At 41.3% G+C, this 21194-nt stretch carries 16 protein-coding genes and 1 other RNA gene; 10 read left to right on the top strand and 7 right to left on the bottom strand.

The features are described from left to right. Positions 1 to 77: 77 nt before the first annotated feature. Positions 78 to 1667, bottom strand: a complete 1590-nt coding sequence (locus MTN96_RS28835) for a bifunctional diguanylate cyclase/phosphodiesterase (RefSeq protein ID WP_248533631.1) — start codon at positions 1665 to 1667, stop codon at positions 78 to 80. 156 nt (positions 1668 to 1823) lie between these two features. Beyond that, complete coding sequence (locus MTN96_RS28830; RefSeq protein ID WP_083901830.1) at positions 1824 to 3005, bottom strand: FAD-dependent monooxygenase; 1182 nt, start codon at positions 3003 to 3005, stop codon at positions 1824 to 1826. Positions 3006 to 3249: 244 nt separating this feature from the next. On the opposite strand from MTN96_RS28830, the gene miaB reads away from it, so the two are divergent. From miaB to MTN96_RS28795, 7 genes are read left to right on the top strand one after another with little or no spacing between them, the layout of a single operon-like run. Continuing rightward, positions 3250 to 4698, top strand: coding sequence for a tRNA (N6-isopentenyl adenosine(37)-C2)-methylthiotransferase MiaB (miaB, locus tag MTN96_RS28825; protein WP_248533629.1), 1449 nt, complete (start codon positions 3250 to 3252; stop codon positions 4696 to 4698). A gap of 57 nt (positions 4699 to 4755) precedes the next feature. Further along, the gene (locus MTN96_RS28820; RefSeq protein WP_004589461.1) at positions 4756 to 5814 is read left to right on the top strand and encodes a PhoH family protein; all 1059 of its coding nucleotides are present in this window, start codon (positions 4756 to 4758) and stop codon (positions 5812 to 5814) included. Between the two features lie 4 nt (positions 5815 to 5818). Beyond that, a complete protein-coding gene (gene ybeY, locus MTN96_RS28815) occupies positions 5819 to 6277 on the top strand; it encodes an rRNA maturation RNase YbeY (RefSeq protein WP_024033864.1) in 459 nt (152 codons plus the stop codon). Between the two features lie 22 nt (positions 6278 to 6299). After that, positions 6300 to 7184, top strand: coding sequence for a CNNM family magnesium/cobalt transport protein CorC (corC, locus tag MTN96_RS28810; RefSeq protein WP_004589463.1), 885 nt, complete (start codon positions 6300 to 6302; stop codon positions 7182 to 7184). Next, positions 7165 to 8730, top strand: coding sequence for an apolipoprotein N-acyltransferase (lnt, locus tag MTN96_RS28805; protein ID WP_248533627.1), 1566 nt, complete (start codon positions 7165 to 7167; stop codon positions 8728 to 8730). The genes corC and lnt overlap by 20 nt, the downstream gene beginning before the upstream one ends. Positions 8731 to 8759: 29 nt before the next feature. Then, the gene (locus MTN96_RS28800; protein WP_248533625.1) at positions 8760 to 10160 is read left to right on the top strand and encodes an ATP-binding protein; all 1401 of its coding nucleotides are present in this window, start codon (positions 8760 to 8762) and stop codon (positions 10158 to 10160) included. After that, positions 10150 to 10791 carry an HNH endonuclease gene (locus MTN96_RS28795; protein ID WP_248533623.1) on the top strand — a complete coding sequence of 214 codons (642 nt, stop codon included), beginning with the start codon at positions 10150 to 10152 and terminating at the stop codon, positions 10789 to 10791. Before MTN96_RS28800 ends, MTN96_RS28795 begins: the two co-directional genes overlap by 11 nt. Before the next feature lie 16 nt (positions 10792 to 10807). Here MTN96_RS28795 and MTN96_RS28790 read toward each other — a convergent pair whose 3' ends face one another. Together MTN96_RS28790 and MTN96_RS28785 are read right to left on the bottom strand one after the other, a co-directional pair. Beyond that, on the bottom strand, positions 10808 to 11887 hold the full coding sequence (locus MTN96_RS28790) for an RDD family protein (protein WP_248533621.1): 1080 nt from the start codon (positions 11885 to 11887) through the stop codon (positions 10808 to 10810). Between the two features lie 180 nt (positions 11888 to 12067). Continuing rightward, a complete protein-coding gene (locus MTN96_RS28785) occupies positions 12068 to 13153 on the bottom strand; it encodes an alkene reductase (protein ID WP_004586951.1) in 1086 nt (361 codons plus the stop codon). 216 nt (positions 13154 to 13369) lie between these two features. On the opposite strand from MTN96_RS28785, the gene zigA reads away from it, so the two are divergent. After that, positions 13370 to 14569: a zinc metallochaperone GTPase ZigA gene (gene zigA, locus MTN96_RS28780; RefSeq protein WP_248533620.1), complete on the top strand. Its 1200-nt coding sequence runs from the start codon at positions 13370 to 13372 to the stop codon at positions 14567 to 14569. Beyond that, complete coding sequence (locus MTN96_RS28775) at positions 14569 to 15258, top strand: DUF1826 domain-containing protein (RefSeq protein ID WP_121637738.1); 690 nt, start codon at positions 14569 to 14571, stop codon at positions 15256 to 15258. The genes zigA and MTN96_RS28775 overlap by 1 nt, the downstream gene beginning before the upstream one ends. 26 nt (positions 15259 to 15284) lie before the next feature. Here the strand turns inward: MTN96_RS28775 and MTN96_RS28770 are convergent, their stop codons facing one another. The 3 genes from MTN96_RS28770 to MTN96_RS28760 form a co-directional block, all read right to left on the bottom strand. Next, positions 15285 to 18044 carry a response regulator gene (locus MTN96_RS28770; protein ID WP_121637739.1) on the bottom strand — a complete coding sequence of 920 codons (2760 nt, stop codon included), beginning with the start codon at positions 18042 to 18044 and terminating at the stop codon, positions 15285 to 15287. A gap of 560 nt (positions 18045 to 18604) precedes the next feature. Then, an RNA gene (gene ffs / locus MTN96_RS28765) (signal recognition particle sRNA small type) lies at positions 18605 to 18701 on the bottom strand. 138 nt (positions 18702 to 18839) lie between these two features. Further along, positions 18840 to 19715, bottom strand: a complete 876-nt coding sequence (locus MTN96_RS28760; protein WP_121637740.1) for a DUF3014 domain-containing protein — start codon at positions 19713 to 19715, stop codon at positions 18840 to 18842. A gap of 222 nt (positions 19716 to 19937) precedes the next feature. Here MTN96_RS28760 and MTN96_RS28755 point away from each other — a divergent pair, with 222 nt between their 5' ends. Next, positions 19938 to 21083 (top strand): patatin-like phospholipase family protein, encoded by a 1146-nt coding sequence (locus tag MTN96_RS28755; protein ID WP_121637741.1) that lies wholly within the window; start codon positions 19938 to 19940, stop codon positions 21081 to 21083. Positions 21084 to 21194 lie beyond the last annotated feature (111 nt).

The raw sequence follows: 21194 nt of genomic DNA, 5'->3' as shown, positions 1-21194 counted from the left end.
GGATATCGCCAAGCGGTAAGGCACCAGGTTTTGATCCTGGCATTCCCAGGTTCAAATCCTGGTATCCCAGCCAATTTCTATATTATCCTGTACTCTTCCTCATTAGCATATTTGTGTATAAACTCATTAATGTTTACTGGCTTGCTAAAATAATACCCTTGTAAATAATCACAATCCATTAGCGTTAATGTTTGTTTAAGATCGTTATCTTCTATTCCCTCTGCCACCACTTTACAATTAAGTCGCGTCGCTAAAAACAATGTCGATTCAACAATCGCGTAATCTGCTATTTGAGTCAGCATGTCTTTTATAAATGACTGATCTATTTTTATTTGGCTTATTGGTAATTCTCGCAGTAATACCAAAGAAGAAAAACCAGTACCAAAATCATCTACACTAAATTCAAACCCTCTGCTATTTAGTTTTTGCATCATCGTGCGGGCGGCTTCTAGGTTTGTCATCATGGCGCATTCGGTTATTTCAAAAATAATCGCGTCGCTTAACGTTGGGTCATGCTTTACTAGTTCTTCAACAAACTCATAAAACTCCGGGCTTTCTAAATCTTTAGTAGAAAGGTTTACATGCAACGAACCTATAAACCCAGCTGCTTTTAACTCCTTTAAATGCTTTATTGTTTCTAGTAGCACCCATTTAGAAATATTTAATATCAACCCACTTTGCTCAGCAATGCCAATAAATACCTCTGGACTAATAAATGAGCCATCACTTTGCGGCCAGCGTATTAACGCTTCTGCTCCATGTACTTCATCGGCTCTGGCATCAAAAATAGGCTGTAAATAAAGCTCAAATTCGTGGTTTTTAATAGCCTGCTTAATACGTGAGGTCATATTTGAAAGCTCATTTGCTCGGGTGCTCAGCGCCTCAAAGTAATGTACATACAGTTGCTGTGTGTCTTTAGCCTCATGCAGTGCTAAGTCTGCTTGCTTTAATAGCTCATTAGCGTGCGACGAGTGATTCGCAAAGGTTGTTATTCCCACAGTCACGTGTACACGTAAGCTATGCTCGTAAATATGAAATGGGTGTTTAGTTGATTTTTTTATTGCTTCAATACATAAATTAAGTGCCTCATTGGCTGAGTTATCAACAATAAGTGCAAATTCATCGCCGCCTAAACGGTACAGCTTGGCTATTCCCACAATATTATGGCTGAGTGTTTTTGAAAAAATGCTTAACAACATATCCCCTACTTTATTGCCGTATGAGTCATTAATCGATTTAAAGCGGTTTAAATCTATAAGCATTAAATAAAACGAAGGCTCGTATTTAACTTGTTTATTAAGCACCTGAAAAAACTTTTTTCGATTAGGGAGGCCAGTTAAGCTGTCGTTTTCGGCAAGGGTTCGTTGACGTTTTGCAAAGCGGTCTATTTTTAAAATACTTTTATAACTAAGCTGAATAACTAAATAAACAAAAGCGCCCCCGCCAAATAAAATTAGCGATACGCTCATAGCAATAAATCCGGCTATATCGTTATTTACAAAATAATAAAGTACATACCAATAGCCCACTATAAAGCTAAAAATAAGCGCCAGTAGCAAAATCCACGAAACACGGTTAGTTTTTTTACAAATTTTTATTGTTGGCACAATGCTCAGCGTTAGTAGCAAAGCGCCGACAATGAGTATAAAAATAAAAAAATTATCCACAAACACACAACTTTTAATTGGTTAGTAGTTTGAGTATGGCAAAAAAACGCAATAACGGAATAAATTAATAGTGACAACTATGCAGTTGCCCAAGTGGTATAAGAAAGGGAGTGACTGGCTGTGCATTTATTAATTTAGCCAATCACTTAAGCGGATTTAATTAAGCTCCCCACTAATGGCGTATTTTAATACCCAGTTTTTTAAAGGACCGGTATTGTTAGCCATTTTTAAAAACTGGCTGCGTGCCCATTTTAGTGGCGTAATTTGATTAGAAAAACCAAAGTAACACGCATCCATCATGCTCATCATTAATAGGTTGGCTTTACGGCGGCTTCGCTCGTATTCTTTTAGTTTTAGCGGACAACCTATATCATCAGCATCTTCAAGTGCCTGTGCGAGTGCTACCACATCTTGAAAGCCTAAATTAACGCCTTGCCCGGCCAGTGGGTTAATTGTGTGAGCCGCATCGCCCACTAACACCAAACGCCCATTAGAGTAATTATTTGCATGCTGACGGGTAAGCGGAAATACCGCATGGTTTTGCACCTCAAAATCCCCTGCAAGAAGCGGAAACTTATTTAAAACATGCGCTTTAATTTGCTCAGCCGTTAACCCTTTAAAGTTTTGTAAGGTATTAGCGCTGTCGTACCAAATTAAATTAGCGTATGGCGCCTGCATAGGTAAAAAGGCTAACGGGCCTGTAGGGGTAAATTGTTGCCACGTTTTTACTTGCTGCGGCGCATCTAGCTTTATTAGTACGCCCATGCAGTGCTGCTGATACTGCCACCCTGTTACACCAATATTTGCCTTTGCTCGTAGCTGCGATTGCCCGCCATCGGCCGCAATAACTAAGTCAGCAGTGTAACGGGTATCGCCATAAATGAGGGTGATTGACGTTGTGTCTTGCTCAATAGCACTTAAAGGTGCTGATTGTTCAATAACCTCAATATTATAATGTGCAAACTGCTGCCAAAGGCTTGCTTGTATTAAATTGTTTTCAATTAAATGACCTAAGTGCGAAGTATTAATATCGGCGCAATCAAATAATAGGTTGTCGCCACCGCGCTCAAATGCTTCTAACTGCGTGTAAGGTGCTAATCGATTTTGCCTTAAAATAGGCATAGCCCCTAGCTCGTCCAGCAGGTTTTCTGAAAAACGGTTAATAGCCGATACCCGTATATCTACCTGATCACTTGCTAAAATGGCATCGGCGTTAATCAGTTTTTTTTCTATTATTTGTACTGATTTTCCTTGCTGTGCAAGCTTTATGGCCATGGCCGCACCGACCATCCCCGCGCCTACAACAATCACTTTGTTTTGAGTCATGTTTTTCATCATTTGGTTAATACGTGAAACTGTTTTGATTGTACCGTAACTCGCCGCATTAGTGCGAGAGTATATAACTATCACGCTATTAAACTGCCTGTGTATTGATTTGAGATCACAAACATGAAAACTATACTTGGATCTGGGCGGGTATCCAGCTAAAATACGCGTCCTTTAAGTGAGCAACCTTGCTCCTTAATCCCGTTTTAAGCACATTTTTGTGCCACTACCGAATTGAACACGAGGCTATATTTCAATGAGCAAAAAGCTGCATATCAAAACTTGGGGTTGTCAGATGAACGAGTACGACTCTCAGAAGATGGCTGATCTTTTAGATGCAACCAACGGCTACCAGCTAACGGAAGAAGCAGCAGACGCCGACGTTATTTTACTTAACACCTGTTCAATTCGTGAAAAAGCCCAAGAAAAAGTATTTCACCAATTAGGTCGCTGGAAGTTATTAAAAGACGACAAGCCAGATTTAATTATTGGTGTAGGTGGTTGTGTTGCCTCACAAGAAGGTGACTCTATTCGCCAGCGCGCACCGTTTGTTGATGTTATTTTTGGCCCACAAACATTGCACCGTTTACCAGAAATGATTAAACAAGTGCAAGGCGACAAAGGTTCATCGGTGGTTGATATTTCGTTCCCAGAAATTGAAAAGTTTGACCGTTTACCAGAGCCAAAAGCAGAAGGCCCGTCTGCATTTGTATCAATAATGGAAGGTTGTTCTAAGTACTGTACTTTTTGTGTTGTACCTTATACCCGTGGTGAAGAAGTTAGCCGCCCATTAGATGACGTATTATTAGAAGTTGCGCAACTTGCCGAGCAAGGCGTACGTGAAGTAAACCTGCTGGGTCAAAACGTAAATGCATACCGCGGTGAAACACACGATGGCGAAATTTGTTATTTCTCAGATTTAATCCGTTATGTAGCAGCGATTGATGGCATTGACCGTATTCGTTACACCACCTCGCACCCGGTAGAATTTACGCCAGATATTATTGATGCGTACGCGGATGTACCAGAGCTTGTTGATCACTTACACCTACCTGTGCAAAGTGGTTCAGACCGTATTCTTAATTTAATGAAACGCGGCCATACAGCGCTTGAGTACAAATCAACAATACGTAAGCTGCGTAAAATTCGCCCTAACTTAAGCATGTCGTCAGACTTCATTATTGGTTTCCCAGGTGAAAGCAAAACAGACTTTGAAGCCACGATGAACCTGATTAACGACATTGGCTTTGATATGAGCTTTAGCTTTATTTACAGTGCGCGTCCAGGTACGCCTGCCGCCGACTTACCTGATGACGTATCAGAGCAAGAGAAAAAAGAGCGCTTATACCTACTACAAAACCGTATTACGCAAATGGCACAACAAATTAGCCGCCAAATGTTTGATACAGAGCAACGTATTTTAGTTGAGGGGCCTTCTAAAAAGAACCCAATGGAATTACGTGGCCGCACCGAAAACAACCGTGTAGTTAACTTTGTTGGCCCACACACAGTGATCGGCCAGTTTGTTGATGTACGTATTACCGAAGCGTTACCAAACTCTTTACGTGGCGATTTAATTCGTACAGAATCAGAAATGAACTTACGTCGTGATATTGCTCCTTCAGCTATTTTAATAAAAGCTGCAAGCGTTGAGTCAAAAATCGATACAACCAACGAAATTGGCGTAGCTACTTTCGTACCGTAGTTGTATAAATTCATTGCGCCAGTAACCCTTACTGGCGCACCCGAATAGGAAGTAATTTTGAGTAATCAGTTAAAAACATTAGAGATTTATTTAGAACCTGCCGACAACAAACGCCTTTCTTCTTTATGTGGCCCGTTTGACGAAAACATCAAACAAATTGAGCGCCGCCTAGGTGTTGAAATAATCCACCGCGACAACTTTTTTAAAGTAACAGGTAAACTGCACTCAAGTGCCGCGGCCGTAGACATTTTAAAAAACCTTTATGTTGATACTCAACCTGTTCGTGGCGAAATTGGTGAAATAGAGCCCGACAACGTACATTTAGCCATTACCGAATCAAAAGCCCTAGAACAAGAAGTGCCGCAAAGTGCGTACGGCAAAGAAATGTTTATTAAAACCCGCCGTGGTGTAATTAAACCGCGTAACGACAACCAAGGTTTGTATGTTGCTAATATTTTGCATCACGACATTACCTTTGGCATTGGCCCTGCCGGTACAGGTAAAACATACCTAGCAGTTGCAGCCGCAGTAGATGCTCTAGAGCGCCAAGAAATACGTCGTATATTACTTACCCGCCCAGCGGTAGAAGCTGGCGAAAAACTAGGTTTTTTACCAGGCGATTTAAGCCAAAAGGTAGACCCATACCTGCGCCCTCTTTACGATGCGCTATTTGAAATGCTTGGCTTTGAAAAAGTAGAAAAGCTTATTGAAAAACACATTATTGAAATTGCCCCACTTGCTTACATGCGTGGCCGTACACTAAATGATGCGTTTATTATTTTAGATGAAAGCCAAAATACCACCGCCGAGCAAATGAAAATGTTTTTAACCCGTATAGGCTTTAACTCTAAAGCAGTAATAACGGGCGATATAACACAAGTTGATTTACCACGCGGTGCGCGCTCAGGCCTTCGTCATGCAATAGAAGTACTTAGCGATGTTGAAGAAATTAGCTTCAACTTTTTCCAATCGCACGACATTGTTCGCCACCCTGTTGTTGGCCGTATTGTCGAAGCCTACGAGCGCAATGACGAAAGCGAGCGACTAAAGCGGATAGAAAAACAAAAAGCCAAAGAGCAACTTGCCGCTCAACAGCCGCCTTCTACTAAAGAGTAATACCGTGAGCACCGAATTAGATTTACAAATAGCGTGTGAGTTTGACAACCTCCCAAGCGAAGAACAATTTGCACTGTGGGCCGATAAAGCCCTGAGCAAGTTTCGTGATGAGTCTGAGCTGAGCATCGTTATAAGCGATGAAGCCCAATCACAACAATTAAACAACGACTACCGTGGTAAAAATAAACCAACCAACGTGTTGTCGTTCGAATTTGAAGCACCGCCAGGCATTGATTTGCCATTAGTAGGTGATTTAATAATTTGCCCAGCCATTGTATTGGCCGAGGCAATCGAGCAAGAAAAGTCATTTCATGACCACTTTGCCCATATGGTTATTCATGGATGCTTGCATTTACTTGGATTTGACCATATAAAGAGTGAAGACGCTTTTGAGATGGAAAGCATAGAAAAGCAATTACTTGCAGAGCTAAACATAGCTGACCCATACCGGGACGAAATTTAAATTAACGGAGCATTTAGACGCAATGAGCGACGATAACTCGCAATCTAGCCAGGGTTCTTCTGGCAAAACGTGGATGGGCCGCATAGCCCAAATGTTGCAAGGGGAACCCCAGAATAGAGAAGAGCTGGTTGAAGTAATTGCCGACGCGCAAGAGCGTGACGTAATCGACCCAGAAACCAAAGAAATGATCGAAGGTGTGCTTGGTGTATCCAAGCTTAAAGTGCGCGATATAATGATCCCGCGCTCACAAATGGTCACACTTGAGGTCGACAGCCCCCTTGAAGATTTGATCCCCATGATGGTCGACTCCACCCACTCGCGTTTTCCGGTGGTGTGTGAAGACAAAGACCACGTTGAAGGTATTTTGCTCGCAAAAGACTTGCTGCCGCTTATTTTAAATAAAGATGAGCACCTACCCTCACTGCGCGAATATTTACGCCCAGCCATGGTAGTGCCAGAAAGCAAACGCGTAGACACCCTACTAAATGAATTTCGTCAGCAACGCTACCACATGGCTATTGTCATTGACGAATACGGCGGTGTATCGGGACTTGTCACCATTGAAGATATTCTTGAAATAATTGTCGGCGAAATCGAAGATGAACACGACGAAGAAGAAGATCAACAAGATATTCGCCAACTTGCTAAGCATGTATACGTAGTACAAGCGCTCACCCCTGTAGATGACTTTAACGAGTACTTTAAAACAGGTTACAGCACCGATGAAGCCGACACCATTGGCGGCACGGTACTACACGCATTTGGCCATATGCCAAGTCGCGGCGAAACAATTGAAATTGACGACTATCAGTTTAAAGTAACTAATTCTGATAACCGTCGTATTTTACAACTGCAAGTCACCGTTCCTAAGGTTGATGAAAACGACAGTGAAGAAACTACTAACTAAACTCACCCTGTTAGTAAAAGATAAAAAAGCATGGCTCGCACTGGTTGCGGGCCTTATTTTAACTTTTGGCTACGCCCCTTACCAAATTTGGCCCATCGCATTTTTTAGCATTGCCGCCATTATTTTTTGTATTAACCCAAACAACACAGGCAAAGCGCACGCAAAAAGCGCTGCTAAATATGGCTTTATATTTGGCTTAGGTTGGTTTGGCGCGGGTATTAGCTGGGTGCATGTATCTATTGCCACCTTTGGCGGCATGCCGCTTATAGCATCGCTCTCGTTAATGGCTTTACTGTGCTCATATTTAGCCCTGTTTCCAGCACTCGCGTTTTGGGCTGCAACTCGCTTTGCAAGTGGCCCTAAAAGCATGGGGGCACTTCTAATTGCCACTATAGCCATTAGTGAATATTTACGTGGACACTTACTGACTGGCTTTCCGTGGCTAAGTTTTGGCTATACACAAACAGATGGCCCGCTTAGGCTGCTTGCCCCTTATATTGGCGAATTTGGCTTAACGCTTACCTGTGTTGCCATTGGTTTTGCCCTTTACAGGCTCACCCAAAAAGATTTTAAAACCCCATTAATAAGCGCTGCCGCTTTAGCGTTACTTGTTATTGGCGCATTAAATTCAGGTACTAATCGCTACTCTGGCAAAGAAATGTCGACCTTATTGGTGCAAGGTAATATTAAACAACACCTGCGCTTTGAACCCAGTGAGTTTTGGACCACCATGAGCAAGTACCAAGACTTAACACGCCCACATTGGGATGCCGACCTAGTGGTATGGCCCGAAGCCGCCGTGCCCGAAATAGAAGCCCTTGCCGACACGTACTTAGCCAACTTAGACAGCGCGGCGTCGTTTAATAAAACCGCGTTAGTTACCGGTATTGTTGACTACCAGCTCGACACCAAAACCATTTACAACACCCTTATTGTGGTAGGTAATAAAGAGCACAACGACGAGCACGGCCATTATCGCTACCTAGACAAAAACCGCTACCGTAAGCACCAGTTGTTACCTATCGGCGAATTTGTACCATTTCAGGATATACTACGCCCTATAGCGCCATTGTTTGATTTACCTATGTCATCGTTTACGCGTGGCGATAGAGTGCAAAACAACTTACGCGCCAATGGATTTAATCTGCTACCTGCCATTTGCTACGAAATAGTATTTGCCGATTTAGTACGCGGTAATTACCAAAGCGACTCTGACTTGCTGTTTACCGTAAGTAACGACGCGTGGTTTGGCGACTCCATTGGGCCATTACAACACATGCAAATAGCCCGCATGCGCGCATTAGAGTTACAACGCCCGCTGGTACGTGTTACCAACAATGGCGTAAGCGCCGTATACGACCCAATAAGCCACACACAACAAACCATGCCACAGTTTGAAGCTGCAACCATGAAAGCCGATATAAAGCTTATACAAGGCGACAGCGTGTACAGCCAATACGGCAATGTGTTTGTATGGGGATTTGTGGTGTTGATGATGATCGGTGGAATTGGGGTTAGGTTTACAGTAAATTCAAGCAAAGGCTAAATAGTCTTCAAATGTAAAAAGGTGTGGAAATGGGATTTCGAGCACGAAATATAGGTAGTATTCAGCTTTTTAATGGTATCGATAATGAAAAGCACGCTTTTACTGTTGTTGTGGGTGATAATGGCAGTGGTAAAACAGAGCTTTTGCTGGATATCTACAGAAAGTATTATTCGAAATATGCAGAGCTATACAAACCTCAAACACAGACTGGTAAAGATAAGCTTCGCCGATTAAATGATAAAAGTGATTACGAAACTCTTAGGCTTATATTTGGGGCTGAATTCCCACAAAAAGTAATATGCGCCTCAACGAGCCAATTTGAGCGCTTCCAAAGTGACTTTAAGGCCGATGAATATGAATGGTTATCTGAAGTATATTCATATACCGGCTCTAAGCCATACATACAAGATTTAAGCCCTTCAGTGCGTATAGCATCAAATGCAATAAAACAACTACTCATACAGCAAACATTTGAACTACGCAAAGCCAATGCGCTAAAAGCATTTCTAGATGAATTTGGCTTTAGTAGCGTACTAAAGATTAAATTAACCCCAACAATCACAGAAGATGAACTTGTCACTATATCTTCTGGAGATATTAAAAATATTTCTTTAGAGGCACAACTGAAACTTCAAGCTGCAGCCTACCACTTTGAGAAAATTGAACTTTTAAATTTGCTTTCAAAACTCGAAACTGTTTATACCTCACCTGAAATTTTATTAAACCTTAGTAATCAATCTTTAAAATTAATACCGACAAGTTTAGGTTATGATATTGAATTTGATAAAAGAGAGTTGTCTGATTTAATACGTTCAGGTTTAGTCATTGTAACAGATATTGAAACAGTCAAAGATCAATCTTCAAAAACAAATTACTTATCGCCAGATGCCAAAGTCAAATCTCTATCAGCTCGAAGTTCTGGTGAGCAATGTCTTTTTTTACTATTTCTAGGAATCGTGGCTTCAATTGAAGATAACTCATTAGTATTAATTGATGAACCAGAAATAAGTTTGCACCCTTCTTGGCAAGAGCGGTTTGTAGATATTTTAAATCAATCTCTGAACACTTACTCTGGTTGTCATTTTATTATTGCGACTCACTCGCCACTGATAGTTTCAAATATATCGACAACAAACTGTGAAATTTTAAATATTCAAAAAAATAGTTTATCCGATGCATCGGAGCATTATTTACGCTCCTCAGACTATCAGCTTGTAAATGTTTTTGAATCACCAGGTCACAGTAATGAATATCTGCTTAAAATTTCTATGCATATTTACTCAAAAGTCAAAACATACAAGTTCTTTGACGAACTAGATATTAAGCATCTGCAAATGCTTAATAGTATGAAACAAAAAATGAGTCGCGATGACCCTATATTGGAACTCATTGACTCTTTGAATGAGGTATTTAATGTTTATGGACAGTGAGTTAAAAGCAATAGAATTTACTAAAGAGCAAAAAGCCCTAATTAAAGGAGTTATGGAGTCTCCAGAATTTAATCATGTTGATTGGTCTAATGATAGCTTAGAGAGCTTAAGATCAAGCATAAGAAACCACTATCGCAATGCCCAAAATTCTTTATGCTGCTATTGTAAAAACCCTGTTAGTTTAACAAGTGCTGCTAATTGCCAAGTTGAGCATATAGCCCCAAAATCTCGATATAAAGATTTTATTTTTACTGCTAAAAACCTTTGTGTCGTATGCGCTGACTGTAATAGTGCAAAGCAAAGTTTCGATGTAATAAAGCCTTTACCTTCTAATAAGAAAAGAACTAGATATCCGACTACATCACAGTTTTTAATCGTACATCCTCATTTTGATATTTACTCTGAACACATTAGAAAATTCGGAGAAAGATTTTATTTTCCACGTACAAAAAAAGGTGAAAATACACGCACTATATGTAAGTTAGACAGAGGTATTGAAGCCCTCGGTTATTTTGATTCACCAGAGTCCCTTAAAAATTTTGAACTAATCGCCCAAATAATGGATGCAACAGTAAAAAAAGATACAAACAAAAAAAATATATTAAAAAAGTTGCTGATTGAATCAATATAATACGGCGCTGCTGAAATTAACTTTTTACAGTCTCTTCTACCGTTTGTGCATTTACAACCTGGTTCACACTGCCCTGAATAACTACAGTCGCTGATATTTTATCTTGAATAGCTTGCCTGTTTGGGTCCCAGTACACTTGTAAGAAGCCTAATAAACCTGTTGCAAAACCGGCGCCGTATCCACCGTATCTGCCAAAACAATCAAGCATACCTAGTGGCTCGCCATTTAGTGAAACCACCCGAATATTACATACTTTTTTACCTGGGGTTTGTCCGCGCCATAATAATGAGAACAACGTAAAGTATACGGCCGCCCAACCAAAACCAAGGCCTAGGTCTTGAATAATGCCTTTACCCCACTGCAAAATGCTGGTGACAGGCTTGGTTTGCTCGCTTTTAGTTTCAGCTTTTTCAGTGATATTGCTTTTATGAGTTACTTCGCCCGAAATGCTTTCAAGCTCTGTCTCATTATTTTTAAAATCATCTGCCGCAACGGGCTCATCATCAGCTATAGCCATTAAGTGCAATAATGAGCGCGTAACTTCAATCCCTCCTACGTTTTGCATTTCAGCAAGCGCTGGTAATTGGCCAACTAAATTAGCTCGAGCAACGCTTTGGCAAGCATCATCACAGTTTTTATCGTCGTCTGTTTGCGTTAAATAGGTGCGTATTATTGCTTTATCATGCTCGCTTAGCTCATCGTTTTGCTGTGTTTTTTCTAGTTGAGGTGTTTGAATAACGGTATCGCCTTCAAAAAAATCAATTGCTAACGAGAGTACGGTTAATGAACTTACAAATAAAAAACTCGCGGCAAAAAGCTTTAAGGCTCTGCGCCAAAACGACGACATTTTTGGAAGATATTGCTGCGCAGTGCCTTTATAAAAAGCCATGGCAGCCACAAAGGCAATTAAAGTGGCGCTTAACTTAGCGGCCATAAATATTAAAGTAACATCAATAGTCATCGCCATTGCACGTTTAATTGGGCTAGCTAATGGAATACCTAATAACGCTTGGTCAATTTTAAAGGCATACGGGGTGATCACGTCTTTGGTTTCAGAGTCTGATAACGCGAGTTGCTCTATCTCTTTGTTTTTCATTTTTATGTTTTTAAAATGGGTAAGCTATTTAACTTACGCGCTTTTTATTGTTATATCAATCCGCTTAATTAAGTGATCTATTTTGCGAATTGGTATTAGCTCAAGTTAAAGCTATTGATTTACCAGCATAAAAAATGGGCTGCATACATGCAGCCCTTAAAATACTTTATTTATAAATAATTAAGCGGTTGGGTAATCGGTATAGCCTTGCTCTGCACCACCAAATAAGGTGTCGGGGTTGTGGCTATTTAGCGGTTTACCTTGCTCTAAACGTGCTGGTAAATCTGGGTTAGACACAAACGGGCGACCAAAGCCAATCATGTCGGCCCAGCCTTGTGCTAGGGCTTCATCGGCACGTTCTTTAGTGTACTTACCTGCATAAATTAATACGCCGCTGTACGCTTTACGAATAGCCTGTTTAAATTCAACGCTCATTAAAGGGGCATCATCCCAGTCGGCTTCAGCAATGTGCATGTAGCCCACGCCAGCGTCGTTTAGTGCTTGAGCAACGGCTAAATATGTTTGCTCTGGGTTATCATCAACCGTGCCGTTAAGCGTGGTAAGTGGTGCAAGCCTTACACCTACTTTTTGACTACCAATTTCATCGCTTACGGCATTTACAACCTCTGTTAAAAAACGCAAACGATTTTGCACACTGCCGCCATATTCATCAGTACGGGCATTTGATTGCGAGTCTAAAAATTGGTTAATTAAATACCCATTAGCGGCGTGTAGCTCTATGCCATCAAAGCCTGCGTCTACTGCATTTTTAGCCGCTTGGCGAAATTCGCCTAGTACATTTTCAATATCTTGCTTGCTCATTTCACGCGGTAACTGAGTATCTACAAAGCCAGGTTCGCCGTTTGTATCTACAAATACTTTTACGTCTTTTGCAGCAATGGCCGATGCTGATATAGGCTGCACACCGCCTGTGTTATCGCTGTGTGTTACGCGCCCTACATGCCAAAGCTGCGCAAACATAACGCCACCAGCATCGTGCACTTTGTTGGTCACCGTGCGCCAACCTGCGACTTGCTCGTTTGTGTAAATACCTGGTGTCCAGGCATAGCCTTTACCCAGCTCACTTATTTGTGTGCCTTCGCTTACTATTAACCCAGCACTTGCTCGCTGCGCGTAATAAGTGGCCATTAAATCATTGGCAATGTCGCCAGGCTGCGTTGAGCGCGAGCGAGTCATTGGTGGCATAACAATACGGTTTTTTAAAGTTTTACCTGCAAGTTCTATGGGTGAGAAAAGTAACGTCATAATGCCTCCTAAGTTTGATGGCGCTCATAATAGCGCAGCTATATAAATTCAAAAATAGCAAAAAACACAAAATAGCTTTGTTGTATTTGCAAAAGTGTCTACTTATTCTTCTGCTGAGCATTACATACAAACCATTTAAAAAGTCATGCTAGTGCTAGAAAACTCAATTGATACAATATAACATACCAACAAATACCTATTAGTAAGTAAAATTAAATGATCAATAAACTGCCCGTCACAGTGTTATCAGGCTTTTTAGGCGCTGGTAAAACAACCGTACTTAGCCATATTCTTAATAACCGACTAGGAAAAAAAGTGGCTGTTATAGTCAACGATATGAGCGAGATAAACATAGATGCAGCCACAATTAAAAACGATGTATCGCTCAATCACAGCAACGAAAAACTCGTCGAAATGAGCAACGGCTGTATTTGCTGCACACTACGAGAAGATTTACTTGTTGAAGTGGGTAAACTTGCCAAAGATGGCCGTTTTGATTATCTCGTCATTGAATCAACAGGCATTTCAGAACCTCTACCGGTTGCCGAAACATTTACCTTTGCCGACGAAAACGGTGTTTCTCTTGGTGATGTTGCCACCCTCGATACCATGGTAACCGTGGTTGATGCGGTTAACTTTTTAACCGACTACGAACAAGCAAACGATTTACAAGATACTGGCGAATCGTTAGGAGAAGACGACGAGCGAAGCGTGGCCGACCTACTTGTTGATCAAGTTGAATTTGCCGACGTTATTTTAATTAGCAAAACTGATTTAGTCACCAATGAACAGCTCAATAAGCTTATTGCCATTTTAAATACGCTTAATACTCAAGCTAACATTATTCCCATATCAAACGGCAATATTAATATTAATGAAGTGCTCAATACGGGCTTATTTAATTTTGCACGCGCCCAACAAGCACCGGGTTGGCTTAAAGAAATGCGTGGTGAACACATTCCCGAGACCGAAGAGTATGGTATTAGCAGCTTTAATTATACGGCGCGCCGCCCATTTAACCCTGAGAAGTTTTATCACTTTTTGCACAACACCGAGCAATTTGGCAAGCTCATTCGCTCTAAAGGGTATTTTTGGCTCGCAACGCGTCCTTTATTTTGCGCGCAGTGGAGCCAAGCCGGCGGTATAGCTCATTACGGGTTTGCAGGCATGTTTTATAAAGCAATTCCTAAAAAAGACTGGCCCACAGATCCCGAGCTACTTGCTGATATAAACAGTAAATGGGTAGAGCCCTTTGGTGATATGCGCCAAGAACTTGTATTTATTGGTCAGTCGTTAAATAAACAAGCCATGATTGAGGCGCTTGATGATTGCCTACTACCAGAAGAAGCCGTGCTTAAAGGTAAAGATTTTTGGAAAACCTATAACGACCCGTTTCCTATTTGGGAGGAAGTGTAATGAATGCCCTAGCTCCAATAACGGCGCAAATAAAACCCACTGAGCAACTCCACCGAAGAGCAGCTAAAGACAGTAACGCCAATGTATTGCCACACATTTATGACCAAAACACTAACATCGTTATTTGGCAAAGAGACCTTGAACAAGCATTAACAAATGCCGTTAATACACTCATTAGCACTAATGCCATAAAACCACTTGAGCTTGCGGTATCACCCGATGATGCGTTTGATAAGTTAGTTACTGCACTTAAACCAGATGATAATAACCGCGATGAAACTGATGCGCTGTGTAAAGACATAGCATTATTAGTTGAAATGTTTTGCTGCCTATTTGATTTAAAACGCGCCGGTTTAAGGCTAAAAATAGTAGATAAACCTATGTGCCCGCGTTTTCATGTAGACAAAATTCCGTGCCGATTAGTGACTACTTACCAAGGCGTTGCAACGCAGTGGTTAAATCACAGCGATGTAGACCGCTCAAAGCTAGGAACTGGTAATTTAGGTAAGCCCGATGAAGAGTCTGGCTTATTTAAAAGCCTAAATAATATTAATCAGCTAAATCAAGGGGATGTTGCCCTGCTTAAAGGTGAGTACTGGGATGAAAACGAAGGCGCAGGGCTTGTACACCGCTCGCCACCGGTAGCTGAAAACGAACAACGCTTGTTGCTCACCCTTGATTTTATTTAAAATTTGTTGTGGTAATAAACGCTGCACTAATGGGCGTTTATCACCCTCGCGATTACTTCGTACAACCCTTGTGTATTTACCGGTTTAGAAACAAAGTCATCCATGCCTACACTTAAACAGCGCTGCTTATCGTCTTCGTAGGCGTTTGCGGTAATAGCAACAATGGGCACATGTGCCTTTGTGTTTACCTCGTTAGCCCGTATTGTTTGGGTGCACTCGTAGCCATCCATATTAGGCATTTGGCAATCCATTAAAATTAAATCAAAGCGGTTACCTTCAAGTACTTTTAGCGCTTCTATGCCATCGATTGCCATCACTAAGTTTACCTTTGTAGGCTCTAGCATTTTTGCAATTACTTGGCGGTTAATGGGGTTATCTTCAACCAGTAAAAGTGTTTTATCGCTTAAATTAGGCAACGACTTCGCCTGTTTAACGGGCTCTGGTTTGTTGGACTGTGCTTTAGGTGCACTTACGTAAAATTTAAGTACGCTGCCTTTGCCTGGTTCGCTGTTGAGGGTTATTTCACCCTGCATTTTTTTAATTAACCCTTGGCTAATTGCTAAACCTAACCCTGTGCCACCATACTTACGTGCCACACCTACATCTGCTTGCGTAAACTCACTAAATAACAACGACTGCTGATTTTTTTCGATACCAATGCCGCTATCGGCTACGCTTATTAAAAGTTGCTCGTTTTCGTAATCAAACGATAAGCGCACAAAACCACGCTCAGTAAACTTATACGCATTAGAGAGCAAGTTAATAATGACTTGGTTTAAACGTAGGTCGTCTACTTTTACGCAATCTGGCAGCCTGTCGCTTTGGCTAACAATAAACTCGACGTGATCAGAACTTACAATGGGAGAAAACAACGACTTTATATTGGCAATAAACGGCACAAGGTTAGTCGCCCGAGGGCTAATTTCCATGGCGTTAGCTTCTATTTTAGAAAAATCTAAAATATCGTTTAAAATTTTCAGTAAATTTTGTGCGCTTTTTTGCTGCGTATTTAATAGCTCCCGCTGCTCATCGGTTAATGAATTATCGCGCAATAAAACCTCTCCCATGCCTAAAATACCGTTCATAGGGGTGCGTAGCTCGTGGCTCATATTGGCTAAAAATTGCGACTTAGCAACATTGGCTAAATTAGCCCTATTTACCGCTTTTTTAAGCTCTGTGGTTTGTTCTGCTACTTTGCCCTCTAGCTGCTGATTAAATTCGCTCAGCTGGGTATTTAACCCTTGGTTTCTGATATTAGAGGCTTGTAGGTTTTCTATTGAACGCTGAAGCGCATTAGCCAGTAATTCAAATTGCTGTTGTAGTTGCAATACCTCATGCCAGCTTGAGTCTGTATTAAACTTATGTGTTTTGGTTTTACCAAAGCTTTGCATTAGCGTAGTTAGGCTAGTAATTGGCTGCACTAATAAATTAGCAAGTTGGTGTATAAAAATAACCACCATAAGCATCAATAGCGCACTTAACAAAATAGTGGGTAGCCAAGCTTTTGCCACCGCCATACTTAAATGCTTACGATTATAAAAGGTAATAACTTGCCAGTGGTTTTGTGGGTCAATGTACCTAGAGCTGTGGTACACCTCGTTTTTGGTTGAACGAAATAGGTTTTTATCACCTAAATTACTGGTATTAAAGCCCTCCCCGTTAAAATGGCTCAGTATTTTAAATTCATCAAGGGAGCTAAATACCACTTTTTGCTGTGCATCTAGCACCACTAAATCGCCCGTGTACTCAAATAAGTTAGGTATAAAGCGCTCTAAACGGTCTAACTTTAACGAGCCCTCTACCACACCATAAAACGTATTGTTACGGTATATAGGTGCCGACAGCGCCACTATGGCTTCGTTACCTAGGCCGCGACCTTGAAACACGCCACTGGTATAGCCCAGAGGGAACTGCTGAGCTTGAGTAAAATATGCTCTGTCTTTAACACTACGCTGCGCAAGGCTAAGCCCCTCTATTAAATCGCTGGGCGAGCTAAGCTCTACAAAGCCATCTGGGTTTGCATACAAGCTGGTGGTAAAGCCTGGAAATAACGACATTAATCGTTTGAGCTGCACATCGCTTGCAGTGCCCGCACTTATTGCGTCGCTACTCATAACAATGGCGTTTTTATGAAATGCTAAATAATCATTTAATTGCGTGCTAATAGATTCCGCTTTTTCTTTTAGTTGAGCGTTTACTTCATACTCTAAGCGCGCATGATGATCGTTTACTAAAATTACACTGGTTAGCAATACCACTAAAATAATAATGACACTAACCACATAGCTTAAAATTTTTGCCAGTGGCCGACCCTGATACGCACGGCTAGCGTAAGGTACAAATACACTAACTAAATCAACCACCGCCAAGCTTATTAGCGCGTTAATTAAGTACTTTGATATCGCTACTATTAGCGTTAACCAGGCTAAGCCAATAACAAATTGGCCTATAACCCATACAAAGGGTAAACCAATACATAGCCAAAATACGCTACCCAGAGGAAGAATAGGTTTAGAGCGGCGTAAGCAAAAAGCATAAAGCCAACAAAGCTCGAGTAAATACACAATACTCGGCCAACAATGGCCCCATCTATAAAGTAAAAAACCAGAAACAATGGCAAGGCTTAGGCACGCGTAACGCAGCCCAGTAAATACTAAGCTGCATAAAACAAACAATTGCCCAAACAAAAATTCGGAGCTGTCGAAAAAATACAATGGCGAGAGATTTACTAACCCGCCTAATAACCCTAATAAAACAGCGAGTGTCCACTTACTTCTTTGCGGCATTAATCAACCTTGGGGCACTTTGTTAACACTTTACATGTTAAAATTAATGTAATTTTTACATTATTACGTACAAGGCAAGGGTTGTCTAGCAGCAATAAAACAGGAACAGATACACATTACCCCCTGTCAAAAAGCGTGTTATGTGTTTTTACACTTACTCTTTTTATGACTGCCACTTAAATTTAACTTAATATCCTTAAGCATAGGCTTAGCATTTGCGATTGCTAAATAGGCATTAGCTAACGCTTCTGGAGCTGCGCAATAGTCTACATCGAGTATTACTGTTGAAACATTGAGTGACTGCAATTTATTGCCAAGCTCAGCAGATGTGAGCTTTGCTTTGGCGTTGCTAAATAAGTAATTTGATTTTTTACATAAATAGTGATTGTTTCATCTGCTAGTGCAGTAAACGGCAATAATAAAAACAGTGTGAATGTAAAAATGAGGTAGAGCGGTAATAGTGGAAAATCGACACTCGTGATACTAAATATCTAACGGTGTTACTAAGGAATAATTTAAAAGGAATGTATTTTCACCCAAATGAGGAATTTGGGTGGCAGTCTTACCAGCCACATCTCGGCACACACGTCACAAACTGTGGCTGCTCCCTTCCGGGCCTGACCAGGTTCGCCTGCTAGTGTTGCGAGAGGACCAATAAGACTACCATTGAGGGCCTTGGTTGGCGCGGGAAGGATTATCTCTACTTTTGGTGTGTTATTCAAGGGATAATCAAAAAAGAAAGTGCGATTGCATACTTCATATACAATCGCGGTTAAAAACAGCCTTTAATGCCTATTAATTACGCTCTAACTCGGCTTTAACTTTACGCAGTGCTGCTTTTACTTTTTTCATGTTTTCTGGGCCCATACGTAACAGCTGTTTTTGTGCAGCTGGTAATTGCTCCCATTCAGAAAACGCATACTGATAAGTAACCGAGTCTCGCAGTAACGGTAACTCGCCTTCTGGCTCCGGTGTATCAAGTAATAACTCAATAGCATCTTCTAGCGTTTGATTAAATTCATCATCGCCGTAACCAATTTCACTGTACGCGTTGTTGATTAATGGCTTGTACTGCTCGTACATACGCACAGCTTGGGCGGCGCTCAAGCTCGTAAATACTTTTACATACGGTGTATAGCGCTCGTAGCTGTTAGGGTCAATTGTTAAAATGTCTCCTTCGTTTACGCTAAATTCTTCTTCAGGTTTAACCACTGGCGTGTGCTTTTTAGCAATTTTGCCTTTGGCTATATTGTCTATAAATACAACGCCACGGCGAATTACATCGTCGGTTACCATTAGGCTCATTACCGAGTCGCTTAGGTATTCATCCATTTTGGCAACCACTACGGTGTCGCTTTCATCAAGCGTTGGTAATGGCTCTACAACCGGCTCTGGCTCAGCTGGGCGTTGAGCAGGTACGCTTAGCTCAGCTGGCTTTTCAGGCTTAACTGATGGCGCATCTACCACAGGGTCGTTTTCTGGCTTTAGCTCCATCACCGGTTGCTCTTTAGGTGTTTGCTCTACCTCTGTGCGAGTTTCTGGCTCGTCAGTGGGCGATAGCAGGACGAACGCAGCGGCACACACTAAGATAATTAAAATAATAACGGCGAATAAAAAATTGTTTTTAGGCGGACGTTTTTGAACATCTGACGCTTCTGGTTTATCTGACATACAAACTCCATAAATTTAAATGCATATTACTCAGAGTACGCTGAGTGGAAAAAATTCACTATCGGTAATCACTATTACTTTAAATATAGGCTTTACAACATAAACCTACACTTACTAATTAGAACAACGAGCCATAGTAACTCAGTTATTCTTTGATTCTTCTAGCTTAAAGACTTAAAGTTGATAAATAAAGAAAAGACGTTAAGCAGTTCAAAAACCACTATGAAAATCCAGCAAGTTGACCCACAGAAACCTAAAATAGCCCTATTACTTACAGGTGGTGGCGCTCGCGCTGCTTATCAAGTGGGCGTGCTTAAAGCGCTTGCTCATAGTATGCCTCGCACCGCGCCTTTGCCATTTAGAATTATTAACGGCACTTCTGCAGGCGCGATTAATTCTGCAGCTTTGGCCTGTTATGCCTCGTGTGCGCATTTGGCCGTGCGTAAACTTGAGTCTGTTTGGAAAAACTTTTCAACATCTATGGTTTACAAAAGCGATTTTTTAAGTGTATTTGGCCATATTGCGCGCAATATTTTAACCAGTTTTCAGTCTGAGCACATAAACCACCCGCCAGGCAGTTTGCTAAATAACCGCCCTTTGCGCGGTTTATTAAACGAAATTTTAGACCTGCACCGCATTGAGCGTAATTTACACCGTAATTATTTAGAAGCGATTTCTATTACCGCTTCAAGCTATACAACCGGTGACTCTGTTGCGTTTTTTCAGTCAAACACACAAACACCTTGGCAACGTGCCAAGCGCGAAGGTCGCCCTATGCGCATTAACGTTGAGCATTTAATGGCATCAAGCGCCATTCCTATGGTGTTTCCAAGTGTTAATGTATTTAACCACTATTTTGGCGATGGCTCTATTCACCAGCTCTCACCGCTTAGCCCGTCCATTCATTTAGGGGCTGAAAAAATATTTATTATTGGGGTAGACCAACCAAAAGAGTCGCATCCGGCGGGTTACTCGCCCCACTACCCTGGGCTTTCTGCGGTTGCTGGGCATTTACTCGATAGTGTATTTAGCGACACCATGCAAGCCGACCTTGAGCGCCTTGAGCGAGTCAATCGCACTTTAGGGCTGCTTCCGGCGCGCGACAAACACCAAGAGCTGAAACAAATAGAGACGTGTATTATTAATCCATCAAAAAACTTTAACGATATTGCCGCGCAATACTACAGCGATATGCCGTGGGCAATTAAGTTGCTGCTGCGCACAATTGGGGTAAAAAAGCACTCGCAATCGAGTTTAACCAGCTATTTGTTGTTTGAAAAACGCTACACTCAGCACCTAATTCAAATTGGCTATGAAGATGGCATGAAAAAACTACCCGAAATACGCCAATTTTTAGAGCTCGACTAGCTAATGTTGGCTTTTGCTAATTAAAACTTGTTCTATGGGCTATTTAAACGCAGAGTAAGCTTTGAAACCAACTGAGCCCGATAACTACCTCTGCGTTATTTTAATAACTTG

This window comes from Pseudoalteromonas sp. 2CM28B (genome assembly GCF_023161935.1).
Note: the sequence above shows the minus strand (reverse complement) of the source record. Positions and strands in the feature narration are given on the sequence as shown.